Annotated in this window: 25 protein-coding genes and 1 tRNA gene; 13 read left to right on the forward strand and 13 right to left on the reverse strand. The window is 67.4% G+C overall.

Going from position 1 to position 23,737, the window contains the following annotated elements; translation table 11 throughout:
* Nucleotides 1-81 precede the first annotated feature (81 nt).
* The gene (locus CJZ80_RS05895; RefSeq protein WP_094511155.1) at nucleotides 82-1,278 is read left to right on the forward strand and encodes an NAD-dependent epimerase/dehydratase family protein; all 1,197 of its coding nucleotides are present in this window, start codon (nucleotides 82-84) and stop codon (nucleotides 1,276-1,278) included.
* Nucleotides 1,279-1,306: 28 nt separating this feature from the next.
* The gene (locus tag CJZ80_RS05900; RefSeq protein WP_094511156.1) at nucleotides 1,307-2,440 is read left to right on the forward strand and encodes a glycosyltransferase family 1 protein; all 1,134 of its coding nucleotides are present in this window, start codon (nucleotides 1,307-1,309) and stop codon (nucleotides 2,438-2,440) included.
* Between the two features lie 48 nt (nucleotides 2,441-2,488).
* On the opposite strand, the gene mrdA is transcribed toward CJZ80_RS05900, so the two are convergent.
* The 5 genes from mrdA to cbiD form a co-directional block, all read right to left on the reverse strand.
* Nucleotides 2,489-4,246: a penicillin-binding protein 2 gene (gene mrdA / locus CJZ80_RS05905; RefSeq protein WP_094511157.1), complete on the reverse strand. Its 1,758-nt coding sequence runs from the start codon at nucleotides 4,244-4,246 to the stop codon at nucleotides 2,489-2,491.
* A gap of 5 nt (nucleotides 4,247-4,251) precedes the next feature.
* Nucleotides 4,252-4,656 (reverse strand): hypothetical protein, encoded by a 405-nt coding sequence (locus CJZ80_RS05910; RefSeq protein ID WP_094511158.1) that lies wholly within the window; start codon nucleotides 4,654-4,656, stop codon nucleotides 4,252-4,254.
* An 81-nt stretch (nucleotides 4,657-4,737) separates the two neighbouring features.
* The gene (locus CJZ80_RS05915) at nucleotides 4,738-5,346 is read right to left on the reverse strand and encodes a hypothetical protein (RefSeq protein WP_094511159.1); all 609 of its coding nucleotides are present in this window, start codon (nucleotides 5,344-5,346) and stop codon (nucleotides 4,738-4,740) included.
* A 103-nt stretch (nucleotides 5,347-5,449) separates the two neighbouring features.
* Nucleotides 5,450-7,048: a glutamine-hydrolyzing GMP synthase gene (guaA, locus tag CJZ80_RS05920; RefSeq protein ID WP_094511160.1), complete on the reverse strand. Its 1,599-nt coding sequence runs from the start codon at nucleotides 7,046-7,048 to the stop codon at nucleotides 5,450-5,452.
* An 86-nt stretch (nucleotides 7,049-7,134) separates the two neighbouring features.
* On the reverse strand, nucleotides 7,135-8,280 hold the full coding sequence (gene cbiD, locus CJZ80_RS05925; protein ID WP_094511161.1) for a cobalt-precorrin-5B (C(1))-methyltransferase CbiD: 1,146 nt from the start codon (nucleotides 8,278-8,280) through the stop codon (nucleotides 7,135-7,137).
* A gap of 53 nt (nucleotides 8,281-8,333) precedes the next feature.
* Between cbiD and CJZ80_RS05930 the strand changes: the two genes are divergently transcribed.
* Both CJZ80_RS05930 and CJZ80_RS05935 read left to right on the forward strand, forming a co-directional pair.
* A complete protein-coding gene (locus CJZ80_RS05930; RefSeq protein WP_094511162.1) occupies nucleotides 8,334-9,485 on the forward strand; it encodes an alanine--glyoxylate aminotransferase family protein in 1,152 nt (383 codons plus the stop codon).
* A gap of 64 nt (nucleotides 9,486-9,549) precedes the next feature.
* Nucleotides 9,550-9,621 (forward strand) — tRNA-Gly (locus CJZ80_RS05935).
* A gap of 474 nt (nucleotides 9,622-10,095) precedes the next feature.
* Here the strand turns inward: CJZ80_RS05935 and CJZ80_RS05940 are convergent.
* The gene (locus tag CJZ80_RS05940) at nucleotides 10,096-10,317 is read right to left on the reverse strand and encodes a hypothetical protein (RefSeq protein WP_233132859.1); all 222 of its coding nucleotides are present in this window, start codon (nucleotides 10,315-10,317) and stop codon (nucleotides 10,096-10,098) included.
* Nucleotides 10,318-10,746: 429 nt separating this feature from the next.
* Nucleotides 10,747-11,043, reverse strand: coding sequence for a hypothetical protein (locus tag CJZ80_RS05950; RefSeq protein WP_094511165.1), 297 nt, complete (start codon nucleotides 11,041-11,043; stop codon nucleotides 10,747-10,749).
* Between the two features lie 85 nt (nucleotides 11,044-11,128).
* Here CJZ80_RS05950 and CJZ80_RS05955 point away from each other — a divergent pair, with 85 nt between their 5' ends.
* The 3 genes from CJZ80_RS05955 (at nucleotide 11,129) to CJZ80_RS05965 (ending at nucleotide 12,735) form a co-directional block, all read left to right on the forward strand.
* Nucleotides 11,129-11,659 carry an AbrB family transcriptional regulator gene (locus CJZ80_RS05955; protein ID WP_255100712.1) on the forward strand — a complete coding sequence of 177 codons (531 nt, stop codon included), beginning with the start codon at nucleotides 11,129-11,131 and terminating at the stop codon, nucleotides 11,657-11,659.
* 97 nt (nucleotides 11,660-11,756) lie between these two features.
* Nucleotides 11,757-12,323, forward strand: coding sequence for a DUF6554 family protein (locus tag CJZ80_RS15915; RefSeq protein WP_369802998.1), 567 nt, complete (start codon nucleotides 11,757-11,759; stop codon nucleotides 12,321-12,323).
* A gap of 16 nt (nucleotides 12,324-12,339) precedes the next feature.
* Nucleotides 12,340-12,735: a hypothetical protein gene (locus CJZ80_RS05965; RefSeq protein ID WP_094511167.1), complete on the forward strand. Its 396-nt coding sequence runs from the start codon at nucleotides 12,340-12,342 to the stop codon at nucleotides 12,733-12,735.
* 103 nt (nucleotides 12,736-12,838) lie between these two features.
* On the opposite strand, the gene CJZ80_RS05970 is transcribed toward CJZ80_RS05965, so the two are convergent.
* Nucleotides 12,839-14,383, reverse strand: coding sequence for a DEAD/DEAH box helicase (locus CJZ80_RS05970; RefSeq protein WP_233132860.1), 1,545 nt, complete (start codon nucleotides 14,381-14,383; stop codon nucleotides 12,839-12,841).
* A 261-nt stretch (nucleotides 14,384-14,644) separates the two neighbouring features.
* Between CJZ80_RS05970 and CJZ80_RS05975 the strand changes: the two genes are divergently transcribed.
* A complete protein-coding gene (locus CJZ80_RS05975) occupies nucleotides 14,645-15,061 on the forward strand; it encodes an HNH endonuclease (RefSeq protein WP_094511169.1) in 417 nt (138 codons plus the stop codon).
* Nucleotides 15,062-15,076: 15 nt separating this feature from the next.
* Here the strand turns inward: CJZ80_RS05975 and CJZ80_RS05980 are convergent, their stop codons facing one another.
* Complete coding sequence (locus CJZ80_RS05980) at nucleotides 15,077-15,322, reverse strand: serine protease inhibitor (protein ID WP_144036948.1); 246 nt, start codon at nucleotides 15,320-15,322, stop codon at nucleotides 15,077-15,079.
* A gap of 34 nt (nucleotides 15,323-15,356) precedes the next feature.
* Between CJZ80_RS05980 and CJZ80_RS05985 the strand changes: the two genes are divergently transcribed.
* Nucleotides 15,357-16,313 carry an SDR family oxidoreductase gene (locus CJZ80_RS05985; RefSeq protein WP_094511171.1) on the forward strand — a complete coding sequence of 319 codons (957 nt, stop codon included), beginning with the start codon at nucleotides 15,357-15,359 and terminating at the stop codon, nucleotides 16,311-16,313.
* A 33-nt stretch (nucleotides 16,314-16,346) separates the two neighbouring features.
* Here the strand turns inward: CJZ80_RS05985 and CJZ80_RS05990 are convergent, their stop codons facing one another.
* Nucleotides 16,347-16,565 (reverse strand): hypothetical protein, encoded by a 219-nt coding sequence (locus CJZ80_RS05990; RefSeq protein ID WP_094511172.1) that lies wholly within the window; start codon nucleotides 16,563-16,565, stop codon nucleotides 16,347-16,349.
* Between CJZ80_RS05990 and pdxA the strand changes: the two genes are divergently transcribed.
* Entirely contained in the window at nucleotides 16,564-17,580 is a 1,017-nt protein-coding gene (gene pdxA / locus CJZ80_RS05995; RefSeq protein ID WP_094511173.1) for a 4-hydroxythreonine-4-phosphate dehydrogenase PdxA, read from the forward strand. The genes CJZ80_RS05990 and pdxA overlap by 2 nt on opposite strands.
* 48 nt (nucleotides 17,581-17,628) lie before the next feature.
* Here pdxA and accB read toward each other — a convergent pair whose 3' ends face one another.
* Complete coding sequence (gene accB / locus CJZ80_RS06000) at nucleotides 17,629-18,117, reverse strand: acetyl-CoA carboxylase biotin carboxyl carrier protein (protein ID WP_094511174.1); 489 nt, start codon at nucleotides 18,115-18,117, stop codon at nucleotides 17,629-17,631.
* Between the two features lie 6 nt (nucleotides 18,118-18,123).
* Nucleotides 18,124-18,684 carry an elongation factor P gene (efp, locus tag CJZ80_RS06005; protein ID WP_094511175.1) on the reverse strand — a complete coding sequence of 187 codons (561 nt, stop codon included), beginning with the start codon at nucleotides 18,682-18,684 and terminating at the stop codon, nucleotides 18,124-18,126.
* Between the two features lie 131 nt (nucleotides 18,685-18,815).
* Here efp and CJZ80_RS06010 point away from each other — a divergent pair, with 131 nt between their 5' ends.
* Nucleotides 18,816-19,904 (forward strand): peptidylprolyl isomerase, encoded by a 1,089-nt coding sequence (locus CJZ80_RS06010; RefSeq protein WP_094511176.1) that lies wholly within the window; start codon nucleotides 18,816-18,818, stop codon nucleotides 19,902-19,904.
* Complete coding sequence (gene thiL, locus CJZ80_RS06015; protein ID WP_094511177.1) at nucleotides 19,897-20,940, forward strand: thiamine-phosphate kinase; 1,044 nt, start codon at nucleotides 19,897-19,899, stop codon at nucleotides 20,938-20,940. The genes CJZ80_RS06010 and thiL overlap by 8 nt, the downstream gene beginning before the upstream one ends.
* Before the next feature lie 167 nt (nucleotides 20,941-21,107).
* Here thiL and CJZ80_RS06020 read toward each other — a convergent pair whose 3' ends face one another.
* Nucleotides 21,108-22,130 carry a type I glyceraldehyde-3-phosphate dehydrogenase gene (locus CJZ80_RS06020; RefSeq protein WP_094511178.1) on the reverse strand — a complete coding sequence of 341 codons (1,023 nt, stop codon included), beginning with the start codon at nucleotides 22,128-22,130 and terminating at the stop codon, nucleotides 21,108-21,110.
* A gap of 162 nt (nucleotides 22,131-22,292) precedes the next feature.
* On the opposite strand from CJZ80_RS06020, the gene murC reads away from it, so the two are divergent.
* Complete coding sequence (murC, locus tag CJZ80_RS06025; RefSeq protein ID WP_094511179.1) at nucleotides 22,293-23,735, forward strand: UDP-N-acetylmuramate--L-alanine ligase; 1,443 nt, start codon at nucleotides 22,293-22,295, stop codon at nucleotides 23,733-23,735.
* Nucleotides 23,736-23,737: the final 2 nt, after the last annotated feature.

Below are 23,737 nucleotides of genomic sequence, written 5' to 3' on the forward strand. Positions count from 1 at the left end.
GCCACTGCTGCACGAGGGGGGCGGAATGCCTGTAGTAGCTTGCCCCAAGAGAGCAATCGCTCGTTCAGCAGGAGTTCAGACGTGAAGGTTCTCGTTCTCGGCGGCGACGGCTTCTGCGGCTGGCCCTGCGCTGTGAACCTGGCCGACGCCGGTCACGACGTCGTGATCGTCGACAACCTGAGCCGCCGCAAGATCGACATCGACCTTGGGGTCGAATCGCTCACTCCGATCGCCACGATCAACGACCGCCTGCGTGCCTGGGAGGAAACCGGAGGCCGGCCCATCCGTTTCGTGGCACTCGACATCGCCCAGCACTACGACCTGCTGCTGGGGCTGCTGCGCAGTGAGCGCCCCAGTGCCGTGGTGCACTTCGCCGAACAACGGGCCGCCCCTTATTCGATGAAGTCGAGCGCCACCAAGCGCTACACGGTCGATAACAACGTGAATGGCACGCACAATCTTCTTTGTGCAATTGTTGAAAGCGGTCTCGACATTCATATCGTTCACCTCGGAACGATGGGGGTGTACGGCTATGGATCCCACCGTGGCGCCACCATCCCCGAGGGCTATCTCACGGTGGAAGTTCCCCAGCCCGATGGCACCCGCTTCCAGGAGAAAATCCTTCACCCCACCGATCCAGGCAGCGTCTACCACATGACGAAAACGCTGGATCAGCTGTTGTTCTTCTACTACAACAAGAACGACGGCATCCGCGTCACCGACCTGCACCAAGGCATCGTCTGGGGCACCAACACTGACCTCACTGACAGGGATCCGCGCCTGGTCAACCGTTTTGACTACGACGGTGATTACGGCACCGTGCTCAATCGCTTCCTGATGCAGGCGGCGATCGGCTATCCGCTCACGGTGCATGGCACCGGCGGCCAGACCCGCGCCTTCATCCACATCCGCGATTCGGTGAAATGCGTGGAGCTGGCGATCGACAATCCCCCCGCCTCAGGGGAGAAGGTGCGCATCTACAACCAGATGACCGAAAGCCACAAGGTCAAGGATCTGGCCGAAAAGGTGGCGGCCGTCACCGGGGCCAAGCTCAACCACCTCCCCAACCCCCGCAAGGAGGCCATCGAAAACGACCTGATCGTCGACAACCGCTGCCTGATCGAGCTGGGGCTCAAGCCCACCACCCTCGACGACGGCCTACTGGGCGAAGTTGTGGATGTGGCACGCCGCTGGGCCGATCGCTGCGATCGCTCCCGCATTCCCTGCGTGTCCACATGGACCCACAGCCAGGCGGCCGCGCTCCAACCGGTGGTTTGAACGGACCGTCCGCAGGCACGCCGTCCACGTGAAGATCGCACTGTTCACCGAAACCTTCCTTCCCAAGGTCGACGGCATCGTCACGCGGCTCACCAAAACGGTGACCCACCTGGTGGATGCGGGCGACGAGGTGCTGCTGTTCTGCCCCGAAGGAGCCCCGGATACCTTCATGGGCGCACGGGTGATCGGCGTGCCGGCCCTGCCCCTGCCGCTCTACCCCGAGCTGAAGCTGGCGCTGCCGCGGCCCTTGGTGGCCGAGGCGCTTGACGCCTTCAAACCCGACCTGGTGCACGTGGTGAACCCAGCGGTGCTCGGCCTGGGCGGGATCTGGCTGGCGCGTACCCGGGGCGTGCCCCTGGTGGCCAGCTATCACACCCACCTGCCCAAGTACCTCGAGCACTACGGCATGGGCATGTTTGAACCGCTGCTGTGGGAGCTGCTAAAGGCGGCCCACAATCAGGCGGCCCTCAACCTCTGCACCTCCACGGCGATGGTGGAGGAACTCAGCCAGCACGGCATCCAGCACACCGCCTTGTGGCAGCGCGGAGTCGACACCGATCTGTTCCGACCGGAATGGCGCAATCAGACCATGCGCAGCAAACTCACCGGCGTGCACGGCGACAGCGACAGCCTGCTGCTCTACGTGGGCAGGCTCTCGGCGGAGAAGCAGATCGAGCGGATCCGGCCGGTGCTCGATGCCCTGCCCCAGGCCAGGCTGGCGCTGGTGGGTGATGGCCCACACCGCCAGCAGCTTGAGAAGGTGTTCGCCGGCAGCGCCACCACGTTCGTGGGCTACCTGGGCGGCGAGGATCTGGCCAGCGCCTATGCCAGCGCCGATGCCTTCCTGTTCCCCTCCTCCACCGAAACGCTTGGGCTGGTGCTGCTGGAGGCGATGGCGGCCGGTTGCCCGGTGGTGGGCGCCAACCGCGGCGGCATCCCCGACATCGTCACCGACGGAGTGAACGGCTGCCTCTACGATCCCGACAGCCCGGCCAGCCTCACCGCCGCCACCGAAAGGCTGCTGGCCAGCACCGAACGGCGCCAGGCCCTGCGGCTGGCGGCACGAGCAGAAGCAGAGCGCTGGGGCTGGGCGGGCGCCACCCAGCAACTGCGGCGCTTCTACAGCGAGGTGGTGCGCCCCCCTCTGCAACTGGTGGCCTGAAGCCCCCCGTAGCAGCTTGAAGCCATCCGATGTCACCTGCTGGCGGCTTCAGTTGCGCAGCTGGGGCAGGGTGTCACGGAACCAGGTGGTGAGCAGGGCCTTCACCATCGGTGCGGCAACGGTGCCGCCGTAGCCGCCACTGTTCTCGCCGAAGGCAATGATCACCAGGTTGGGCTTGCCCGCCGGCGCATAGCCGCCGAACCAGGCATGGTCTGGCCGGGGGGGATCCTCGGCGGTGCCTGTCTTGCCGGCCACGGCGGGCAGCGAAGGGTCGTTCAGCAGGGTGGCCGTGCCGCTGGTGACCGCATCGCGCAGGCCCTCCCGCAACACTTTCAAGGTGCTGGGTTTGAGGCCGATCCAGCGGCGCTCCACCGGCCGCTCCGCCAGGTGGGGCGTCACCAGCCAGCCGCCGTTGGCGATTGCCGCATACAGGCGGGCCATCTGCAGCGGCGTCACGGTGACGGCCCCCTGGCCGATCGAGGAGGTGATCGTGTCCACCGAGGTCCACGGCTCATCGAGCACCTGGCGCTTCCAGGCGGGATCGCCCAGCAAGCCGGGGCTCTCCTCCCCCTTGAGTTCGACACCGGTGAGACTGCCGTAGCCCAGGCGGCGGGCCGCTCTGAACAGTTCATCGGGGCCGGTCTTGAGGCCCAGCCGGTAGAAGAAGCTGTTGCTGCTCACCGCCATGGCCAGGCGGAAACCGATGCTGCCGAAGCTGCCGTGATCCGCGTAGCACTGGCCGTCGTAGCAGAAGGAGCCTGAGGTGAGGATGGTGGAGGCGGGATTGAACAAGCCCGATTCCAGCCCCGCGATCGCGGTGATCACCTTGAAGGTGCTGGCGGGCGGGAACCCGCGCAGCGCCCGGTTGAGCATGGGGGCTTCCGGGCGGTTGAGCTCGTTCCACTGCGCTGTGGTGGGGCCCTCCGAGAAGATGTTGGGATCGAAGTTCGGGCGGCTGGCCATGGCCCGGATCGCGCCGGTCTGGGGATCCATCGCCACGATCGCCCCCTTGCTCACCCCGCTGAGGGCCTTCTCGGCCGCCTTCTGCAGCTCCAGATCGAGGGTGAGGCGCAGATCGTTGCCGGCCCGCGACGGCTTGTCGCCCAGCACCCGCTGCACCTGCCCATCGGCGTTCACTTCCAGCTGCTGTCCCCCCCACTCGCCGCGCAGGTGGTTCTCGTAGACGCGCTCCAGGCCGGTGCGACCGATACGGTCCTGCAGGCGGTAGCCCGTTTCAGACAGCTCCTTGTATTCCTCCTCCGTGATGCTGCTCGTGTAGCCGAGCACGTGGGCGCCGAGCCGTCCGTGCGGGTAGGCGCGCAGCACGTCGACATCCACATCAGCCCCTTTGAGCGACTCGGCCTGCTCGCGAAAACGCAACACCTGCTCGGTGCTGAGGGGGCCCGCCAGTTCAATGCGGAAGCCGTCCACGGCTCTGCCGTCCTTGCGTTTGGCATCGAGCTGCGCCGGGTCGAGCGCCAGCAGCGCAGCCAACTGCACCCGCAGCGACGGCCAGGCTGCGTCATCGACAAGCCGGGGCTGGATGTAGAGGTTGTAGGTGAGGCGGCTGCTGGCCAGCACCTGGCCGTTGCGATCAAGCAGACGGCCGCGCATCGGATGGCGCGGCAGCAGGCGAATGCGGTTCTGATCCGCCAGCAGCTTGTTCTCTGCCCCCTGCGCGAGCTGCAGCCACACGAGCCGGGCGCCCATCGCCCCCAGCACCAGCACGATCAGCCCGAGCAGCCAGGCCGGCTGGTGCCGCATGCCCGCGTGGCGGGCCTGTCCGTGCAGATGCCCAGCGGCCATGGGCGTCAGGCCTCCAGGCGGTGCTGGAGCAGCGCCAGGCGCTCGGAGATCCGCGCCAGGGTGGTCTGCAGCGCCTCCCGCTCCCGCTGCGGGTCTGCGGCCTCTGAGAATCCGGTGGCGGCCGGATCGCCCGCCTGCGGCGACCAGGGCGGTGGCGGGGCCACATCGTGCACCTCCACCTTCATCACGGGATTGCCCAGACCGGGCTGGATCTGATCAAGGCTCTGGCGCACGGCCCGCGCCGCTGGATCGCCTTCCTGCTTCAGCTGGGCGAGCGGGTCGGGCGAAGCGGTGAACGCTTCCACCACCTCGCGCGGGCCCCCCTTGCGCGCCCGCTCGACCACCGCCATACCTACCGGCAATACCTCCTGCATCAGCGCGAGCCGAAGGGAATCGAGAGGATCAGCCATGCCGAAGCAACCGAGGCAGCACCACCCGCGCAGGCGAGCGGCTTTGCCCCCAGTTTGCCGCCCTCCGGAGGTGGCAGGGACTCAGGGCAGCCGCTGCACGCCGGGATCGACGATCATCTGGCGGCAGAACTCGCGCGAGCCCACCATCCAACCGGCCCCCACTGCCAGCACCAGCAACGCGGTGAACGGCAGCACGGCCTGTCGGGTGACGTCCAGCCCTGCCCACTCTCCCCAGCTGCGCAGCAGCCGCTCGCGATCGAAGCGGCGGCGCTCCTGCCGCTCCAACGTCTGCCGGCGGCGCAATGACTTCTCCACCCAGCGCTCGAAGGAGCGTTTCTTGGTCACGGCCATCTTGCGCTCCACCTCCAGCAGGTGGCCGGCGCTGAGCTCGGGGTTGAAGGTGCTGATCAGTTCCAGGGTCTTGAGGAACATCTCCACGGCGCCATCCTTGATCTGCGCCTCCTGCTCGGGGATCTCCTCCCACAGCACCTCGGGGTAGAAGCGACCCCGGTTGGCGAGAATCTGCTCCTCCTGCAGCTGACCGGGTTCGCGCAACCAGCGGTCGGTATTGGCATCGAAGCGCCGCCAATAGAGAAAGGGATTGAGGTAGATCACCTTTCCGGCCAGCTGGATGCTGTCCTGCTGGAGGCGGCGCTGCAGCTGCGGGTCCTGCTCAAGGGCGACAGTCAAGAGAGGAAGGCCGGGCCCCGATGGTATCGAAGCTGTCCCGGGCGGGCCAGACCAGACCCAGACCAGACAAAAGAACGCCGCCGGAGGCGCCTTCAGCCGGCTGTCACTCCCACTCGATCGTGCCGGGAGGCTTGCTGGTGATGTCGTACACCACCCGGTTCACGCCCCGCACCTCATTGACGATGCGGTTGGAGATCTTCTCCAGCAGGTCGTAGGGCAAGCGCGACCAATCGGCGGTCATGCCGTCTTCGCTGGACACGCAACGGAGAACGATCGGATAGGCGTAGGTGCGCTTGTCGCCCATCACACCAACGCTGCGCACCGGCAGCAGCACCGCAAACGCCTGCCAGATGTCGTGGTAGAGCCCTGCATCCCGCACCTCCTCGCGCACCACCAGATCGGCATCGCGCAGGATGTTGAGGTTCTCGGCCGTGACCTCGCCCAGGATGCGGATCGCCAGGCCAGGCCCCGGGAAGGGATGGCGGCGCACGATCTCTTCGGGCAGGCCGAGGCTGCGGCCCACCTTGCGCACCTCATCTTTGAACAGACGCCGCAGCGGCTCCACCAGCTTGAACTGCAGATCCTTGGGTAGGCCACCCACGTTGTGGTGGCTCTTGATTTTCACAGCCACCCGTTCGCCGGTCTTGGGATCCACGCCGGTGCCGGCCGATTCGATCACATCGGGATAGAGGGTGCCCTGGGCGAGGTAATCGAAGGGGCCGAGTCGCTTGCTCTCCTCCTCGAACACACGGATGAACTCGGCACCGATAATTTTGCGCTTTTCCTCCGGATCGGTGATGCCCTTGAGCTTGGCGATGAAACGATCACGGGCATTGATATATTCCACGCGAATATGAAACTGGCGATCGAAGAACTCCATCAGGAATTCAGGCTCCCCTTTGCGCATGAAGCCCTGGTCGATGAACATGCAGGTGAGCTGGTCCCCGATCGCCCTGTGCAGCAGAAAGGCGAGGCTGGAGGAATCCACGCCACCGGAGAGGGCGAGCAGTACCCGTTTGCTGCCGACACGGGCCTGAACATCGGCCACGGCTTCTTCAATGAAGGCGCTGGTGGTCCAATCTGGCTCGCAGCCGCAGATGTGATAAACGAAGTTCCGGATCATCACCATGCCACCGGTGGAGTGCACCACTTCGGGATGGAACTGCACGCCATAAAGATGGCGGCGATGATCCGCCACTGCCGCTTCCGGCGTGTTCCTGGTATGGGCCAGCCGCGCGAATCCAGGCGGCAGAGTCTCCACCGAATCGCCATGGCTCATCCACATCGTGGCGCCGTTTTCCACGTTGGTGAGCAGATCGGTGGGATCGTCCACCTGAAGCGGTGCCTTGCCGTATTCTCCGCGGCCCGCCGCCACCACGTTGCCGCCCAGCTGCTGCACCATCAGCTGCATGCCGTAGCAGACCCCGAGCACCGGAATGCCCAGATCCCAGAGGCCCGGATCGCACACAGGCGCCCCTTCGGCATACACCGAGCTGGGGCCACCGCTGAGGATGATGCCTTTGGGGGCCAGCTCGCGCAGCTCATCGGCGCTGGTGGCGTAGCCCATCACCAGGGAATACACCTCGGTTTCCCGCACACGGCGCGCGATCAGCTCCGAATACTGGGATCCGAAATCGAGGATCACGATCGCCGGGTGGCGCTGGCTCTCCGGCTGTTCCAGCGACTGTGAAGCTTGAGACATACGACCGGAACGCTTCTTGATCGGCGGCTGGCCGGATGCGTTGCCCCCGGAGCAAGGCCCCGCATGGGCCGCCAGGCCTGAGGGACTCACCCTAGAGGGTGCCGGAATGCCTCCAGCAACTCCTGGCCTTGAGGTCCGCACACACGCAGCTGGCGCCGGCGGTCGAACAGCGCGGCCCCCACGCGCATGGGGAAACTGCCGTAGCGGGCCAGATAGGCCATGCTGCGTTGCTCAATGGCCGCGGCGATGCGCCGCTCCAGCCGCTGGGCCAGGGCAGGGTCCACCGCCACCAGTTCGCTCAGCGCTGCCTCCACGGTGGCGGCACCATGCAGGCGGCCGAGGGCCTCACCGCTGAGACCTTCAAGGGCCGCCAGGGCGGTCAGCACCTCGGCGCGGCCATCGGCGAGATGGTGATGGGTGTGGAAGATCCCACCGGCCAGCTTGATCAACTTGCCGTGGTAGCCGAACAGCAGCAGGCGGCGCACTCCCGCTTCCGCCGCCGCCACCAGCACCGGCCCCAGCCAGTTGCCGGCCTTGAGCAGCAGCCCGGCGGGGAGCCCCAGGCTGGGCGCCAGATCGAGGCCATTTTCGCCGATCACAAGCACGAGATCACCGTTGAAGCCGGCCGTGGCGGTGCGCGCCGCCAGGGCCGCCAGGCAGGCCTGCAGTTGATCGGGAGCGGCGCTGCGCTGCACCTCCGCCTGGGTGCCGATCAGCGCCAGTCCGTCAACCACGCCGAAGGCCGCGTTGCTGGTGCGCAGCGCCAGGGCCCGGCCCTCAGGCAGCACGAGCCGCAGGCACACCGCCCGGCCGGCACCGACCAAGGGCCGCAGGTTCGTCTCCAGCAGGGCACGGGCATAGGCGGAGGCGCACAGGTCGCCCGTCGCGCCATGCACCCCCACCCCTTCGCCGGCCTCCAGCACGAAGCACGAGCCGCCGGCCGGCGGCGGCTGGATCCAGCAGGCCACCACCCACACCGCCAGGCCACGGGTGAGATCCAGGCCGGCGCCGGGGTCGCAGCGACTGATGCCGAGAGCTCGGCCTGGCCCGATCGGAGCCGCCGCTTCCACCGGCACCGGCCGCAGCCCGGGCGGCTCGAGCAACTCCAGTGTCTGCAGGCCCTCGAAGGCAGCCGCAGGGCCAGCTTCCGCCCGTTGGAGCGCCTGCACGGCGGCACACGCCGCCGCCGTCACCCACACCGGCAGGGTGTAGCCGGGTGAAGCGTTCACCATCCGTTTTTTAAGGTGGTTGATTGTGCCGCTGCGCCCCCGCGTTTCCACTCCCCATGCAGGACAAGCTCACCCTGATGATTCCCGGTCCCACACCGGTGCCGGAGACCGTCCTGCTGGCGATGAGCCGCCACCCGATCGGCCATCGCAGCGCCGATTTCCAGGCGATCGTGAAGCGCACCACCGCGCAGCTCAAGTGGCTGCATCAGACCAGCAGCGATGTGCTGGTGCTCGCCGGCAGCGGCACGGCGGCGATGGAGGCGGGGATCATCAACATCCTCAGCCGCGGCGACAAGGTGATCTGCGGCGACAACGGCAAGTTCGGTGAGCGCTGGGTCAAGGTGGCGAAGGCCTACGGGCTGGATGTGCAGGTGATCAAGGCCGAATGGGGCCAGCCTCTGGATCCGGACGCCTTCCGTGTGGCGCTGGAGGCGGATACGGACAAAGCGATCCGTGCGGTGATCCTCACCCACTCGGAAACCTCGACGGGCGTGATCAACGACCTGGAAACGATCGCCCGGCACGTGCATGCCCACGGCCAGGCCTTGATTGTGGCCGACTGTGTCACCAGCCTGGGGGCCTGCAACGTGCCCATGGACGCCTGGGGCCTCGACGTGGTGGGCTCGGGCTCCCAGAAGGGCTACATGATGCCGCCCGGCCTGGGCTTCGTGGGCATGAGCGAGCGGGCCTGGCAGGCACAGCAGCGCTCCGACCTGCCCAAGTTCTATCTGAACCTCGGCGCCTATCGAAAAGCGGCCGCCCAGGACAGCAATCCGTTCACCCCTCCGGTGAACCTCTACTTCGCGCTCGAGGCCGCCCTCGACATGATGCAGAGCGAAGGCCTGGAAGCGATCTTCACCCGGCATGAACGCCACCGGCGCGCGGTGAGCGCGGCCATGAAGGCGATCGGCCTGCCGCTGTACGCGGCGGAGGGCCACGGCAGCCCCTCGATCACCGCCGTGGCACCCAGCGGCATCGATGCCGAAGTGCTGCGCAAGAAAGTGAAGGCCCGCTACGACATCCTGCTGGCCGGCGGCCAGGACCACCTGAAGGGCTCGGTGTTCCGCATCGGCCACCTCGGCTTCGTCTGCGACCGGGATGTGCTCACGGCGGTGGCGGCGATCGAAGCCACCCTGCAGGAGATGGGCATGGCCACAGCCACCGTGGGAGCCGGCATGGCAGCCGCTGCCACCGAGCTGGCCCGCTGAGGCGCAGCGCGCGGGGCGGCCTTCCAGGAGGCCGCCTTCCGGCACCTTGCTACATTGCGGGAATGCGGGTGTAATTCAGTGGTAGAATGTCAGCTTCCCAAGCTGAACGTCGCCGGTTCGAATCCGGTCACCCGCTTGAAAGATTTTCAATTTGAATTGGTTTTGAGCTGCCTTAGCACTTAGCTGCTGAAGCAGCTTCAGCTCCAAGCACATCGCCCAATGATGGGGCATTGAAGTGAAGCGTGTGCAGCGAATGAATCGCACCCCTGGCTGATCGGAAGCCACCCAACTGCCTGGCAGCACTTGGATTGAGGGTCTCAAGCACTCTCCGCCTTCCCCCTAACGACCTGCAGGGTGCCCGTCTGCGGATCAGGACTGGTTCCTCACATCTGCCGGTCCTATCCAGCATCGCCGGAACCCTTGTGGCATCTGCCGGATCTGATAACGCTGCGCAGGGGCGGTGCGGCATTGACCCTTGCGCGGCAGGCCGTGAGGCCGTCACACCAGGCAGGCAGCGCGAGGGCGTTGGCTCAACACCTGCCTGGGGAAGGCCAGGCCGGATGAGGCCGTGATCGGCAGGGTGCCCGCTGACCCAGGCGGGGGTGCAGGCTCAGGCGCGGGGTTTGATCAGTTGCAACACCTGGGGGCCAAGGCCACCCACACGACGCTCGCAGTCGAGGAGCAGCAGAATGCAGCGCGCAGATTCAGCCAGATCGCCCTCTTGCGCTGCCGCTTTGGCAGCAGACTCATGGCGGCTGATCTCTTGAAGGAGGGCAGAACGCTGCTCGTGCGAAACTGCTTTCACCGCCATGCTTTTAGCGACGACTGTCAAAACCGGAGATCATCAATAGCGCAAGTGTATGGGGTTTCGAGCAGAGCTGCCTGAGTTCTTGCCGCAGCGAAAAGTAACAGCTTTGCCGACCGCCATACGGCTGGGCCTGCCGCCAAACGCTCATGTTCCAGGCTCTTCTCCCTCGTCGACAAGATCGGCAATCTGCGATCTCAGGGCTTCCACGCGAGACTGATCACCCCGGCTCACCGCCACAGCAAGGGCGAATTCAAGCTTTTCGCGTTGGTGACCCCGCTCCACATAAGCGGAAGGGGGTGTGCAGGAAGGGAACGTGCGGGAGGCGGAGGTTCCGGTGGCGTTCAGCCCAGCCGACCCGAGGGGCCGTGGCAGGGGGCAAGCGGGATAGGTGAAAGCCATGTTCGCTTTCTTTTCATTCTGCCACCCCTGGCCAGTGCATCGAGAGAAGGTGAGCTATGCGGCGTCCCGGTAGCTCTGCGGCTCGGGTGCCGATGACAGGAACACTTCGGCCACCGGCTCCGCCTGGGGACCTGGCTCATCCAGCAGCTGCCGGCAGTCCTGAAGCAGCGCTTCCACGTGGTCGAGGGCATCGAGCTGAGCCTGGTCTGGCGACTCAGGCCGCTGGATCGCCGTTTCAAGGGCGCCAAGCCGCTGTTCCAGCTTCACCAGCCGATGGGAAAGGGCGGCCACCGTCTGGGCAAGATCCTCGGCGGTTCGCGTGATCCGGAAAGACACCGATTCGGTCGTCATCGCAGGCAAAGTCGGTAACGCCGATGACAACACACATCCCCGGCGGGCTCAAGTCGTCTTTCAGACTGAGGGATCCCACCAGCGGATCTTCTTCATGGCTGCACCAGCGACTTTGGTGCTCTATCTGCTGTGCGGGACGGCCGGGGGCCTACTGGCTCTGCGTACCGGAATTCCTGCTGCCCCTTTGGCCGGCGCGCTGCTTGGAGCGGCCGTGGCGAGCATGAGCGGGCGCCTCGAAGTGGCCCAATGGCCCACCGGAACCCGCACCCTGCTGGAGATCGGCATCGGCACGGTGATCGGCACTGGGCTCACGAGTGCCGCGCTGGCGGAGCTGCGTGTGTTGTGGCGGCCGGCGATCCTGATCACCGTGGCCCTGGTGGCCACCGGCCTGGTGGTGGGGTTGTGGTCGAGCCGTTTGCTGGGCGTGGATCCGGTCATCACCCTGCTGGGCGCAGCACCGGGGGGCATCAGCGGCATGAGCCTGGTGGGAGCGCAGTTCGGTGTAGGGGCGGCCGTGGCGGCCCTGCATGCCGTGCGGTTGATCACCGTGCTGCTGGTGCTGCCTGTGATCGTGCGCCTGGTGCTCGGCAGCACGGGCGGTTCGTCATCGGGCTGAGCCCGGCCCTGGCCATAACCGCCACAGAGGCCCCTCGACAGCCGAAGCACGGCCGATACGTTGGGCCCAGCAGCCTCGGGCCCGCCTCCACCCTTCCATGCAGCACCCCACTGTTCGCCGCGCCACTGTTCACCACGACACTGTTCGCCAAGACATTGTTCGGGCCGGCACTCTGCAAACCAGCGCCGCCGAGTCCGGCCTTGCTCCAGCCGGTGCTCTGCGAGCCAGCTCCTTTCGCCGCATCCGCACCGCCCTCACAGCAGGTCTGTTCACGCTGGCTGGTTCCCTGCTGACGGCCGGGGCGATCCCACAGCCCGCCTTGAGCCAGGCCACCACAGCGCTGCCTGCCGATCAAGGCAGCAAGGGCGCGCAGGTGTACTGCTTCATGCGCAAGGCGGGCAACAACCACGAGGTGAGCTGGACGGCGGCCTATGCCCTGATCCGGCGGCAATCCGCGAGCCTGTTCAAGACATCTCCGCAGCACGGCGCCGTGATGATCACCGAGGCGGTGGTCAACAACCCGGACGCCTTCCCCGATTGCGGCCAGTACCTGGGGGCGCTGTTCGGCAGCGAGAACCCTGCCCCTGCGGCTCCTGCCGTCACCTCCAGCGGGCCGGTACCGATCCAGGGGGGCATGACCCGCGAGGAGCGCTACAACAATTGAAGGTGTTGCACTGCACTTGAGCAGGAACCGGCTGCAGGGGATCCGCCTGCTCACCACGGTCGCCCTGGCCGGCTTGGCGTTGATCGGCTGTGCGGCGGCTCCGCCGCCGGAGCTGGGCGACGCGCCAGCCAACGACGACTGCCTGCGCGAGGTGAAACTGGCGGAATTGCCGGCGGCGCTGCAGCGCTGTGACGCATCGGTGCAGGCCTTCCCCACCGATCCCCGCCCCTTGAGCGAGCGCTCCGTGCTGCACAGCCTGGGGGGCGATCAGGAGGCCGCCTGCCGGGACATCGAACGGGCCGCCCAGCTGCTGCGGCAACAGGGCAACCAAGCGGAGGACTCCCAGCTGACCATCGACATCCGCATCCGGCTGGAGGGCTGCCAGGAGAAGGCACCGCTGCCTGGCACCTGATCAGGGCGGTGCTGACCCGCCCCACGCTGACGAATCACGGTCGTTGGGCACGGCTCGCGGGGCACGGGGCAGCCATCACTGGAAACCGAGGACTGCGCCGTGATCACCAGCGCTCGATCAGCTGCCGCACCATCGCCGGCAGCGCCTGGCGCCGCAGAGCCGTCTGACGGCCTTCCAGCAGCAGCGTGATGCGCTCGGCCTTGCTGGCGATGATCCCGTCCACGAGCTGATCGGCCACGCCCAGCTGCAGCCAATGGCTGGTGAGCGGTCCGGCCATGCCGATGCGGTGGCAGCGGTCCTCCGCCTGCTCCGCGTCCCCCGGCGTCCAGGGGCGCTCCAACAGCACCACATGGGCGGCCCTGTGCAGCGTGAAGCCCAAGCCACCAGCCCCGAAAGTGGCCACCAGGCAGGGCGTCGCCCCGGCCTGGAAGCGATCCACCTGTGCCTGGCGCTCCAACGCCTTCAGCCGACCCGTGAGCAGCGCGCCACCCAGGCGGGCCTGCAGCTGTTCGGCACTGGCCACGAAGGCGGTGAACAGCACCACGGCCTCCCCCTGGCGCAGAAGGGCCTCCACCAGCTGGATGGCGGCAGGCAGCTTGTGCTGGGCACCGATCCGGCGCAGGGCGGTGAGCATGGCGAGGGGCTCGGCGTCGCGGCGCACCTCGCCCCTGGCGGCCCGGCAGCGGTAGTCGTCCAGCCTGGCGGCCAGTTCCTGCTCGAACGCCATCGCCTGGGACTCCCCGAGCGCCACCGGGAGCATGCGGCGGCACTTTGGAGGCAGATCGAGGCAATCCTGCTTGCGGCGGTGGAGCACGAGCGGCCTTGTCAGCCGCTGGAGTTCATCGAGCCGCTCGGCTCCGACTGCCTGCCACTGGCGCCGTCCACCCCGTTCGCTCCAGTGCCCCTGACAGAACCGCTCCTCGTAGGCATGCCGGTCTTGGGCGAGGGGATGGCCGATTGCCGCCAGCAGCGGAAACAGCTGAACCGGGCGGCCGTTCTTCATCGGGGTGCCGGTGAGCAACCAGATCGCCCGCAGCCGCGGATGTCTGGCCAGCCGCAGCAGGGCCTGGGTGCGCGCCGCCTGGATGTTCTGGGCGAAATGGGCCTCATCCACGATCAACACCGTGGCGGCCGGCGGCAACGAGCGCGGCAGGGCCGCCCAGCTGATCAGCTCCAGATCAAGGGCGAGGGAGAGGCCCTCCTGCCGCCAGTGGGGATGGAGGGCGGTTGGAGCCACCACGGCGATGCGGCAATCCGCCGCCCGGACCATGGCCCGGGCCGCCACCAACGCCGTGAGCGTCTTGCCCAGGCCCATGGCGTGGGCCAGCAGGGCACCGCGACGAGCCAGCAGCCAACGCGCCGCCAGCCGCTGATGGGCGAACAGACGGCGCCCATCGGCCAGAGGCTGATCCAGGGCGGCCTGGGCCACGAGGGTGCGGTGAGGCGGCAGGGGCGGCAGGGGCTGCTCCAGCCATTCCATCCACTGCGCCAGCTCCGGATCGATCCGAAAGCGCTGGCCAAGCAGCTGGCGCAAGGCCAGCGAGGCCTCGAGCGGAAAGGCCCAGCAACCACGCCGCGCCTGCCACTGGCCCCGGGGCCGCACGGCGCGCAACTGGGCCTGAGTGACGGGATCAAAGGGGGAGACCACCTCGATCTGTCCCGATGGGCCGAGACGCAGCAGACAGGTGGCGGCGGAAACCGTGCGGGGTCCGAGGGAGCGGCTGACCGAGGGAGAGCTGCTGACGGCGGGAGAGCGGCTGGCGACGGGGGCGCTGCAAGCGGGCCGAAGGCAAATTTAGTCGAATCGGGGCGACGGGCAACCGTTGGCGCTGAAGGCTGAAAAAAGCAATCCTCGACACATTGACATCTGTTGAGGTGGGGGCAAACTCTCCGCAACTGAGCCATCAGGATGCACGCGAGAGATGCGGTGTTCCTTGAAGATCTCTGCCCCAAACTTCGCGTCAGGCGCTGGCGTCAATCTCTCCACAAACACACTGACAATCGTTGTATTTACTGCGGCAATCGCTCCGAATCCATTGATCATCTGATGCCCCGCTGCCGTGGTGGCCTGAGCGTGACAGCAAACTGCGTGCCGGCCTGCCTGGCCTGCAACGGCCACAAAAGCGATGCCGATCCCTTCGATTGGTACCGGCGTCAGCGCTTCTACGACCCGCGGCGGGCCATGGCGATCCGTGCCTGGATGGATGGGGATCTACGCCTGGCGGTGCGGCTGCTCCAGTGGGCCAACCCGGAGCCCAGCTCCAGCCCGCCGCTCCATGCCGGAGCCACTCCAGCGGGGACGGACTGGGCCTTTCAGGCGGCCTGAGCGCGCCTCGCCGGTTCACCAGACCCGGCAGGCCACCGGGCCGTTGTGGCGGACGCAGATCCCCTCTTCCCGCTCCGGGGCTTCCGGGGCGAGCAAGGAGACGACCAGCACCAGGCTGAGGGCGAGCACGGCCGGAGCCCAGGCCAGAGCGGTGTTCCAGGTGGCCGCGCGGGCAGAGGGAAGCGCGGCGGGGCGCTGACTCCGGGCCACGAAGGGGCCGGCGGGCACCCTGCGGGAGCTAGAGAGAGAGGAGGCGGTCATCAACGAAAGCCATGAATGTGATACAGGTGTACTCATGACGGTCGGTGATGTCAATGGCCGGCCGGCCAGCGTGCTGGTGCTGGGCGGTGGCTACAGCGGACTGCGGTTCGCCCAGGCCCTCACCGAACACGCGCTGCCGGTAGCGGTCACCTCCCGCCGCCAGCCGGCCCAGCCGGAGGCGCTCACCCCCTGGGGATCCGCTGGCAGCGCGCTGCCGCTGCGCTGGCTGAGCTTTGACCCCGACAACGGCGCGTTGCCCGATGCCGAGGCGCTCGACGGCATCACCCATGTGCTGGTGACGATCCCGCCCGACGGGCAGGGAAAGGATCCGGTGCTCGAACATCTGGCCCCGCTGCTGGCCCAGCTGCCGCTGCAGTGGATCGGCTACCTCTCCACCACCGGCGTCTACGGCGACCATGGCGGTCGCTGGGTGGACGAGACCACTCCTCCCGCGCCAGGGGCGTCGCGCAGTCGCGCCCGGCTGGCCTGTGAGCAGGCGTGGGATTGCAGTGGCCTGCCGGTGCAGATCTTTCGCCTGCCGGCGATCTACGGGCCCGGTCGCTGCCCCTTCCAGAACCTGCTGCAGGGCACCAGCAGGCTCGTGCACAAGCCGGGTCAGGTGTTCAGCCGCGTCCATGTCGATGACATCGTGGGAGCGCTGATCCACTGCATCGGCCTGCCGCCCCAGCGGCGCCCGCGGATCGTCAACCTCTCCGACGACCGCCCCTGCCCCTCAACGGAAAGCCTGGGCTACGCCGCCCATCTGCTCAACTGCAAACTGCCGGCCGTGGAGCGGTTTGAGGACATCTGCGGTGGCATGAGCCCGATGGCACTCAGCTTCTGGGTGGAAAATCGCCGCGCCAGCAACCATCGGCTCTGCCATGACCTGGGCTACACCCTGCGCTACCCCAGCTACCGCGAGGGTTTTCGCGAGGCCCTCGCCGAAGAGCGCCGGACGGCCGCGCGCGGCAACGGCGATCAGGCCGCATGAGCCCAGGTCTCCGGCCGACTCCGCCGGGCCCGTTCAGCGGCGGGTGAACACCCGTTCGATGCTTTGGCTGTCGGCGGGGGAGGCGTCAGCGCCGGGCTCGGGGCAGACTCCGGCCGCATCCGGTTGAAGGCTCTTGAGGGTGGGGAGCTTCGTGTCCTGCATGAAGCGGCAGCCATCCACGGTGACCCAGCCCCGCTCCAGACCGACGGCTGTTCCGACCACCGCCAATCCGATCAGAAACCACCGAAACATGTCGTCACTCTCCCATCAGCGCGAGACTAAGCCCGCTGCCATTGCCGTCTCCCTCGGTGACCCGGCTGGCATCGGCGCGGAAGTGGCTCTCAAGGCTCTGGCCCTGCTCGGCGATCGGCAAGCGGAGGTGGTGCTGGTGGGTTGCCGCCGCTGGCTGGAAGACACCCACCGGCGCCTGGAGCCGCTGAGCAGCGTTCCCCTGGCCGACCCCGGCGGCCTGGAGGTGCTGGACCTGCCGCTGGAGGTAGCGCCACAGCCCGGCCAGGGTTCAGCGGCCAGTGGTGCCGCCAGCTTCGCCTGGCTCACCGCCGCCACAGCGCTGGTGACGAGCGGCCGCTGCCGCGCCATCACCACAGCGCCGATCGCGAAGCACGCCTGGCATGCAGCGGGCCATCACTACCCCGGCCAGACCGAACGGCTGGCGGAACTGGCCGGCGGCGTGGAGGCCTCGATGCTGTTCACAGCCCGCTCCCCCCTGACCGCCTGGCGTCTGAACACGCTGCTGGCCACCACGCACATCCCGCTGGCGGCCATGCCGCGCTGTCTCGATGGGGCGCTGGTGGAGCGCAAGCTCGACGTTCTGCTGGCTTTCTGCCAGCGGTTCAAGCCCTATCCGCGGCTGTCAGTGGCGGGCCTGAACCCCCATGCCGGCGAAGCAGGCCAGCTCGGGAAGGAGGAGGTCGAGTGGCTGGTGCCTGCACTGGACCGCTGGCGGCGACGCCATCCGGACGTGGAGCTGGTGGGGCCGGTGCCGCCCGACACCTGCTGGCTGGGTGCCGCCGCCGCCTGGCGTGGTGACGGTGAGGGATCGGACGGCTATCTGGCTCTGTATCACGATCAGGGCCTGATTCCGGTGAAGCTGCTCGCCTTCGATGCGGCCGTGAATGTGACCCTGGGGCTGCCCTTCCTACGCACCTCCCCCGATCACGGCACCGCCTTCGATATCGCCGGACTTGGCATCGCCCGCGCCGACAGCATGGTGGCGGCGCTCACCGCCGCCTGGGACCTGGGCTGATCGGCAGCCGCGCGGGTAGGGAGCGGGGCTGCTGGACACCAGCGCGGATCAGCCGGGCTTGACGCGCATCAGCACCTGGCCGAACTCCACCGGGGTGCCGTTCTCCACCAGGATTTCCACCACCTGGCCGGTCATTTCCGCCTCCAGCTCATTCATCAGCTTCATCGCTTCGAGAATGCAGACGGTCTGGCCGACCGAAATGACACTGCCGAGCTCCACGAAGGGGGGATCTCCCGGTGAAGCTGCCCGGTAGAAGGTGCCCACCATCGGTGCGGTGACCTCCACCAGATCGGCCCGCAGGGCGGCGGCGGCAGGCGGCGCGCTGGAGGGCTGGGGGGCGACTGGGGCTGGCGCAGCCTGCGCGGGGGCTGCCATCGCCACCGGGGCGTAGGCGGCAGGCGCAGGAACGGGGTTGGGGGCCGGCAGGTTGCGGCGCACCTCAAGACGAAAATCCTCCCCCTCCAGCTTCAACTCCTGGATGTCGCTGCCTTCAAGGAAGGTGAGCAGGGCGTGGAGCTGGTTGTTGTCGAGTTGCATGGCGCTTCAGGACTCCCGACCCAGGTAGCTGTCGGTGCGGGTATCGATCTTGATCTTTTCACCGATCGAGATGAACAGCGGCACCATCACCTGGGCGCCCGTTTCCACGATCGCCGGCTTGGTACCGCCGGTAGCGGTGTCACCCTTGACGCCGGGGTCGGTCTGGGTGACTTCCAGCACCACGGAGTTGGGCAGCTCCACCTCAAGTGGGGAACCATTCCACGACACCACATTGACCTCCATGCCCTCCTTGAGGTACTTGCGCCCATCGCCGATCTGGTTGGCGGTAAGGCGGGTTTCCTCGTAGCTGCCCATGTCCATAAACACGTAGTCGTCGCCTTCCATGTAGGTGTGCTGAAGGGTGGACTTCTCCAGCAGGGCCTGAGGAACGGTTTCGCCGGCGCGGAAGGTTTTCTCCACCACGCTGCCGCTCTGCACACCTTTGAGCTTGGTGCGCACGAACGCGGAACCCTTACCGGGCTTTACATGCAGAAACTCGACGACCCTCCAGACCTGACCATCCAGCTCGATCGTGGTGCCTGTACGAAAGTCGTTGCTGGAGATCATTCCGAGGGAACGGGTCAGCGGGATTGTACGGCTGCCCTTCGGCCCCTCCCCGCCGTGCGGCTGCAGCGACCGCGCCGGATGGAACGGGACCGGCCGGCTGTGCCAAAGTCCGGAAAACGGCAGACGGACAGATGCGGAGGACCCGGGTCGGTGGTTTGTGGGCCCTGCTCCTGGCCGTGGTGCTTTGCGCAGCGACGGGGCTGACGGCGCCCCGACCTGTCGCTGCAGCCCTACCCCCAGGCAATGCCGTCACCGATCCCGCTGCCCTGCTGCGGGATGCGCTGCCGATCGAAGCCACCGATCTGCAGGATCTCCAGCACCGGCTCGAAAGCACCAGCGACGACCTGCGCGCCAAGCGCTGGAGCGCCCTGACCAATGTGGTGCGCCGCTCCCAGTCGCTGCTGGGTACCCGTCGTGTGGGTCTGCTCGACAGCTTCGACCCGGCGGACCGCGACAAAGCGGAAGCCCTGCTCGAACAGTTGCAAGGATCCCTCCAGGACATGGCGACAGCAGCTGAGCGCCAGGACCGGGAGGCCTTCCTGGATGCCCGCCGCGAGGCACTCAGCCGGATCGGCGCCGCCGAGGCCGAGCTGGTGGGTCCGTTCCCGTTCACCATTCCTGCCGCCTTCGACGACCTGCCGCGGCTGCTGGGCCGGGCCACCGTGAGACTCACCACCACCAAGGGCGATCTCACTGCCGTGGTGGATGGCTACAACGCGCCGATCACCGCGGGGGCCTTCGTGGATCTTGTGCAGCGGGGCTTCTATGACGCTCTGCCCTTCATCCGGGCCGAAGACTTCTATGTGCTCCAGACCGGCGATCCCGCCGGTCCCGCCGACGGCTTCGTGGATCCCAGGACACAGCACAACCGCCCGGTGCCCCTGGAGATCAAGGTACCCGGCGAAGCGGCCCCCTTCTACAACCAGACCTTCGAGGACCTGGGCCTGTTCAAGGCCACCCCGACCCTGCCCTTCGCCACCAAGGGCACCCTGGGCTGGGCCCATTCCGATGAAGCCCTCGACGACGGCTCCTCCCAGTTCTTCCTCTTCCTGTTCGAAGCCGAGCTGACCCCCGCTGGGCTGAACCTGATCGATGGGCGCTATGCCGCCTTCGGCTACGTCACCGACGGCTTTGATGTGCTCGAAGAACTCACCGCCGATGACGGCATCGTCAAGGCCACGGTGCTGGAGGGGGCCGAGAACCTGCGGCCCCATGCCTGAGCCACCGGCCGCCTGCGGCGAGGGCTCCACGCCCACGCTCGGCGATCTGGGCGAATGGCGACTGCTCGAGCGTCTGCGGGCCTTCGCGCCGCCGGGCCAGTTCGATGACGATGCCGCCCTGATCGAGGAGCGCGCTGGCGGGGTGCTGGTGGTCAATACCGATGTGCTGGTGGAGGGGGTGCACTTCAACGACGCCACCATGGGCCCTGGCGATCTGGGCTGGCGTGCCGCCGCCGCCAACCTGTCGGATCTGGCCGCCATGGGCTGCCGTGAGGTGGTGGGGCTCACCGTGGGCCTGGTGGCCCCACCCCGCACCCCCTGGGCCTGGGTGGAAGGGGTGTACGGCGGCCTGACCGCGGCGCTGGCCACCACCGGCGCGCCGCTGCTCGGGGGCGACTGCAGCAGCGGCAGCGAGCGCCTGCTGGCGGTGACGGCCCTGGGCCGGCTGGGGCCGCAGGGGCCGATCCGGCGGCAGGACGGCCGTGCCGGTGACGTGCTGGTGTGCAGTGGTCTCCACGGGCTCAGCCGCCTAGGCCTGGCGCTGCTGCTGGAGCAGCCGCTGCACGGGCTCATCACCGGCAGCATCGCCGCCACCGACCTGCCTGAAGACCTGCGGCAGCGGGCGATCGCAGCACACCGGCGCCCTCAGGCGCGTCTTGATGTGGTGGCGGCTATGGAGCAAAGCCAGCCCCCCGGGGATCCCTGGCGGGTGGGCGGCACCGATAGCAGCGATGGGCTTGCGGCGGCACTCACTGCCATCGCCGGCACCAGCGGCTGTGATGCGCTGCTGGATCGCTCAGCCCTGCCGATCGATCCGGCCATGGCGCCGTTGCGGGAGGCCACCGACTGGTGCCTCGGCGGCGGAGAAGATTTCGAGCTGGTGCTGGCCCTGCCGGAGCGGTGGGCCCAGCGCCTGCAAGCCTGCCTGCCGGGGGTGCACTGCCTCGGCCGGCTGGTGGCCGGCACGGGACGGCTGCTCTGGCAGGGAACAGAGGAGCCACTGCAGGGCCCAGCCGGGTTCCGGCACTTCGGCTGAAGCGTGCCGGAGCACGTGGCCGGGCAAACCAGCGTGGCGGCGGCCCCACAAAAAAGGGCCTCCCTGCGCCCCCCCCCTCAGGAGAGGCCGTGCAGGAAGACCCGATTCAGTTGGCAATACGGCCCGATTCGGAAGAGGGCGATCCGGGCGAACGAGGAACGGGAGGATCAGACCCAGTTGCGGGCCACCACTTCGGCCAGATCAACAACGCGTTGGCTGTAGCCCCACTCGTTGTCGTACCAGGAGATCACCTTCACCATGTTGTCGCCCATCACCAGGGTGAGGTCAGCGTCCACGATCGTGGATTCATCAGTGCCGGCATGGTCAGAGGACACCAGCGGCAGATCGGAATACTTGATGATTCCCTTCATGCCGTTCCGTGACGATTCCTCAAGCACCGCATTCACTTCTTCGCGGGTTGTTCCGCGGCTCACCTCCAGCACCAGGTCGACCACCGACACGTTCGGGGTGGGCACCCGCAGGGCGATGCCGTTGAGCTTTCCTTTCATCGGGGGATACACCAGAGCCACAGCCTTGGCAGCGCCAGTGGAGGTAGGAACGATGTTGATGGCAGCAGCGCGGGCCCGGCGCAGATCACGGTGGCTGGCATCGAGGATGCGCTGGTCACCGGTGTAGCTGTGGGTGGTGGTCATCGTGCCTTTGACGATGCCGAAGGCCTGATCGAGCACCTTGACGATCGGCGCCATGCAGTTGGTGGTGCAACTGGCATTGCTGATGATGTCGAAGCCGTCATGGGTGTATTGATCGGCGTTCACACCCACCACGAAGGTGCCGATGCCATCACCTTTCCCGGGAGCGGTGATCAGCACTTTGCGGGCACCGGCCTGAATGTGCTTTCCTGCCCCTTCCTTGTCGATGAACACGCCGGTGGCTTCGATCACCAGATCCACACCCCATTCCTTCCAAGGAAGGTTCAGGGGGTTGCGGTCAGAGAAGCACTTGATGGTGCGTCCATTGACGATCAGGGCGTCATCGGTGTGGCTCACCTTGGCGTCCCGGATCTTTCCGAGCATGGAGTCGTACTGAAGCAGGTGTGCGTTAGTGCGCGGATCGGAGGTGTCGTTGAGGCCGACAATTTCGATGCCGGTGTTCTCGCCGCGGCTCAGCCAGCAACGCATGAAGTTGCGACCAATCCGGCCAAATCCATTGATCGCAACACGCAAAGCCATGGCAACAGCGGGCAAACCCGCTAACAAGGGAGGTTTTGGCTGCCGATCATACAGAAATGGCGCCCCTGCCCCCACGGAAGCCATGCCGGGTGCCACAAGGTGTCTCAGCAGGGACAAGCGGGGATCCTGCCGCTTAAGTTTCGGTTCATCCTGGAGACGCCGTTGGGACTGCTGGTCGATCGCGGGCAGCCTTTGCACTTCATCGGTGTCGGCGGGATCGGCATGTCCGCCCTGGCCGAGATCCTGGTGGAGCGGGGCTTTTCCGTCAGCGGCTCCGACCCCCGCGACAACAGCGTGCTGCAGGCCCTGCGCCGCCGGGGTGTGCGGGTGTTTCAGGAGCAGAGCGCCGCCACCATCGAGGCGATCCGCACCACAGCCGCGGCCGATCCGCAGATCGTGGTGAGCTCCGCCGTTCCCCAGAGCAATCCCGAGCTGGTCGAAGCCCGCCGCGTGGGTCTGTCGGTGGTGCACCGCTCCGATGTGCTGGCGGCCCTGATCAACAGCCAGGACGCGATCGCGATCGCCGGCAGCCACGGCAAGACCACCACCAGCACCATGGTCGCCACCCTGCTGGCCGCCACCGCGAACGACCCCACGGCCGTGATCGGCGGCATCGTTCCAGGCTTCGGCAGCAACGCCCGGGTGGGCAACGGCAGGCTGCTGGTGGCGGAAGCCGACGAATCCGACGGTTCGCTCGTCAAGTTTCGGCCCAGCCTGGGGGTGATCACCAACCTCGAACTCGACCACACCGACCATTACGCCGACCTGGAGGCCCTGATCGGCACCCTGCAGCAATTCGCCTCCGGCTGCGGCCGGCTGCTGACCAACCGGGACTGCCCGGTGCTGCACCAGCATTTCCAGCCCAGTGCCTGCTGGTCGATCGAGAGCGCGGACGGAGCCGACTTCGCCTCCATCGCAGTGGCAGAAGAGGGGGACGGCACCCTGGCCGCGTTCTACGAGCAGGGCACAGAGGTGGGGCAGTTCAGGCTGCCGCTGCCCGGGCGTCACAACCTCAGCAACGCCACCGGCGCCCTGGCCGCCTGCCGGCTGGAAGGGGTGCCGTTCGAAGCGCTCAGCCAGGCCATTCCCTCCCTGAGCGCCCCCGGCCGCCGCTTCGATTTCCGCGGCAGCTGGCAGGGGCGTCTGGTGGTCGACGACTACGCCCACCATCCCAGCGAAGTGAATGCCACCCTGACCATGGCGCGGCTGATGGTGAGCACCGGCCGCAGCCCGCTGCCGGCGGTGCCGCGGCGGGTGGTGGCGGTGTTCCAGCCCCATCGCTACAGCCGCACGGCGGAATTCGGCGAAGCGTTTGCCCAGGCCCTCGGCCAGGCCGATGCTGTGCTGCTGGCGCCCTTGTATGCCGCCGGCGAAGCGCCACTCCCTGGGGTGTCGAGCGGATCGCTGGCGGAGCGCATCGCCGCGCTGCACCCCTCCCTTGAGGTGCGTGTGGCAGCCGACATGCAGCACCTTGCCCAGGACGTGGCGACGCTGAGCCTGGACGGTGACCTGGTGCTGGCGATGGGGGCCGGGGACGTCAACGGGCTGTGGGACCGGCTCAAGGCCCTGCCCGGCGCCGCTGTCGTCACACCCCTGGCTGCCTGAGG

The organism is Synechococcus sp. MW101C3 (assembly GCF_002252635.1).
GTDB lineage: Bacteria > Cyanobacteriota > Cyanobacteriia > PCC-6307 > Cyanobiaceae > MW101C3.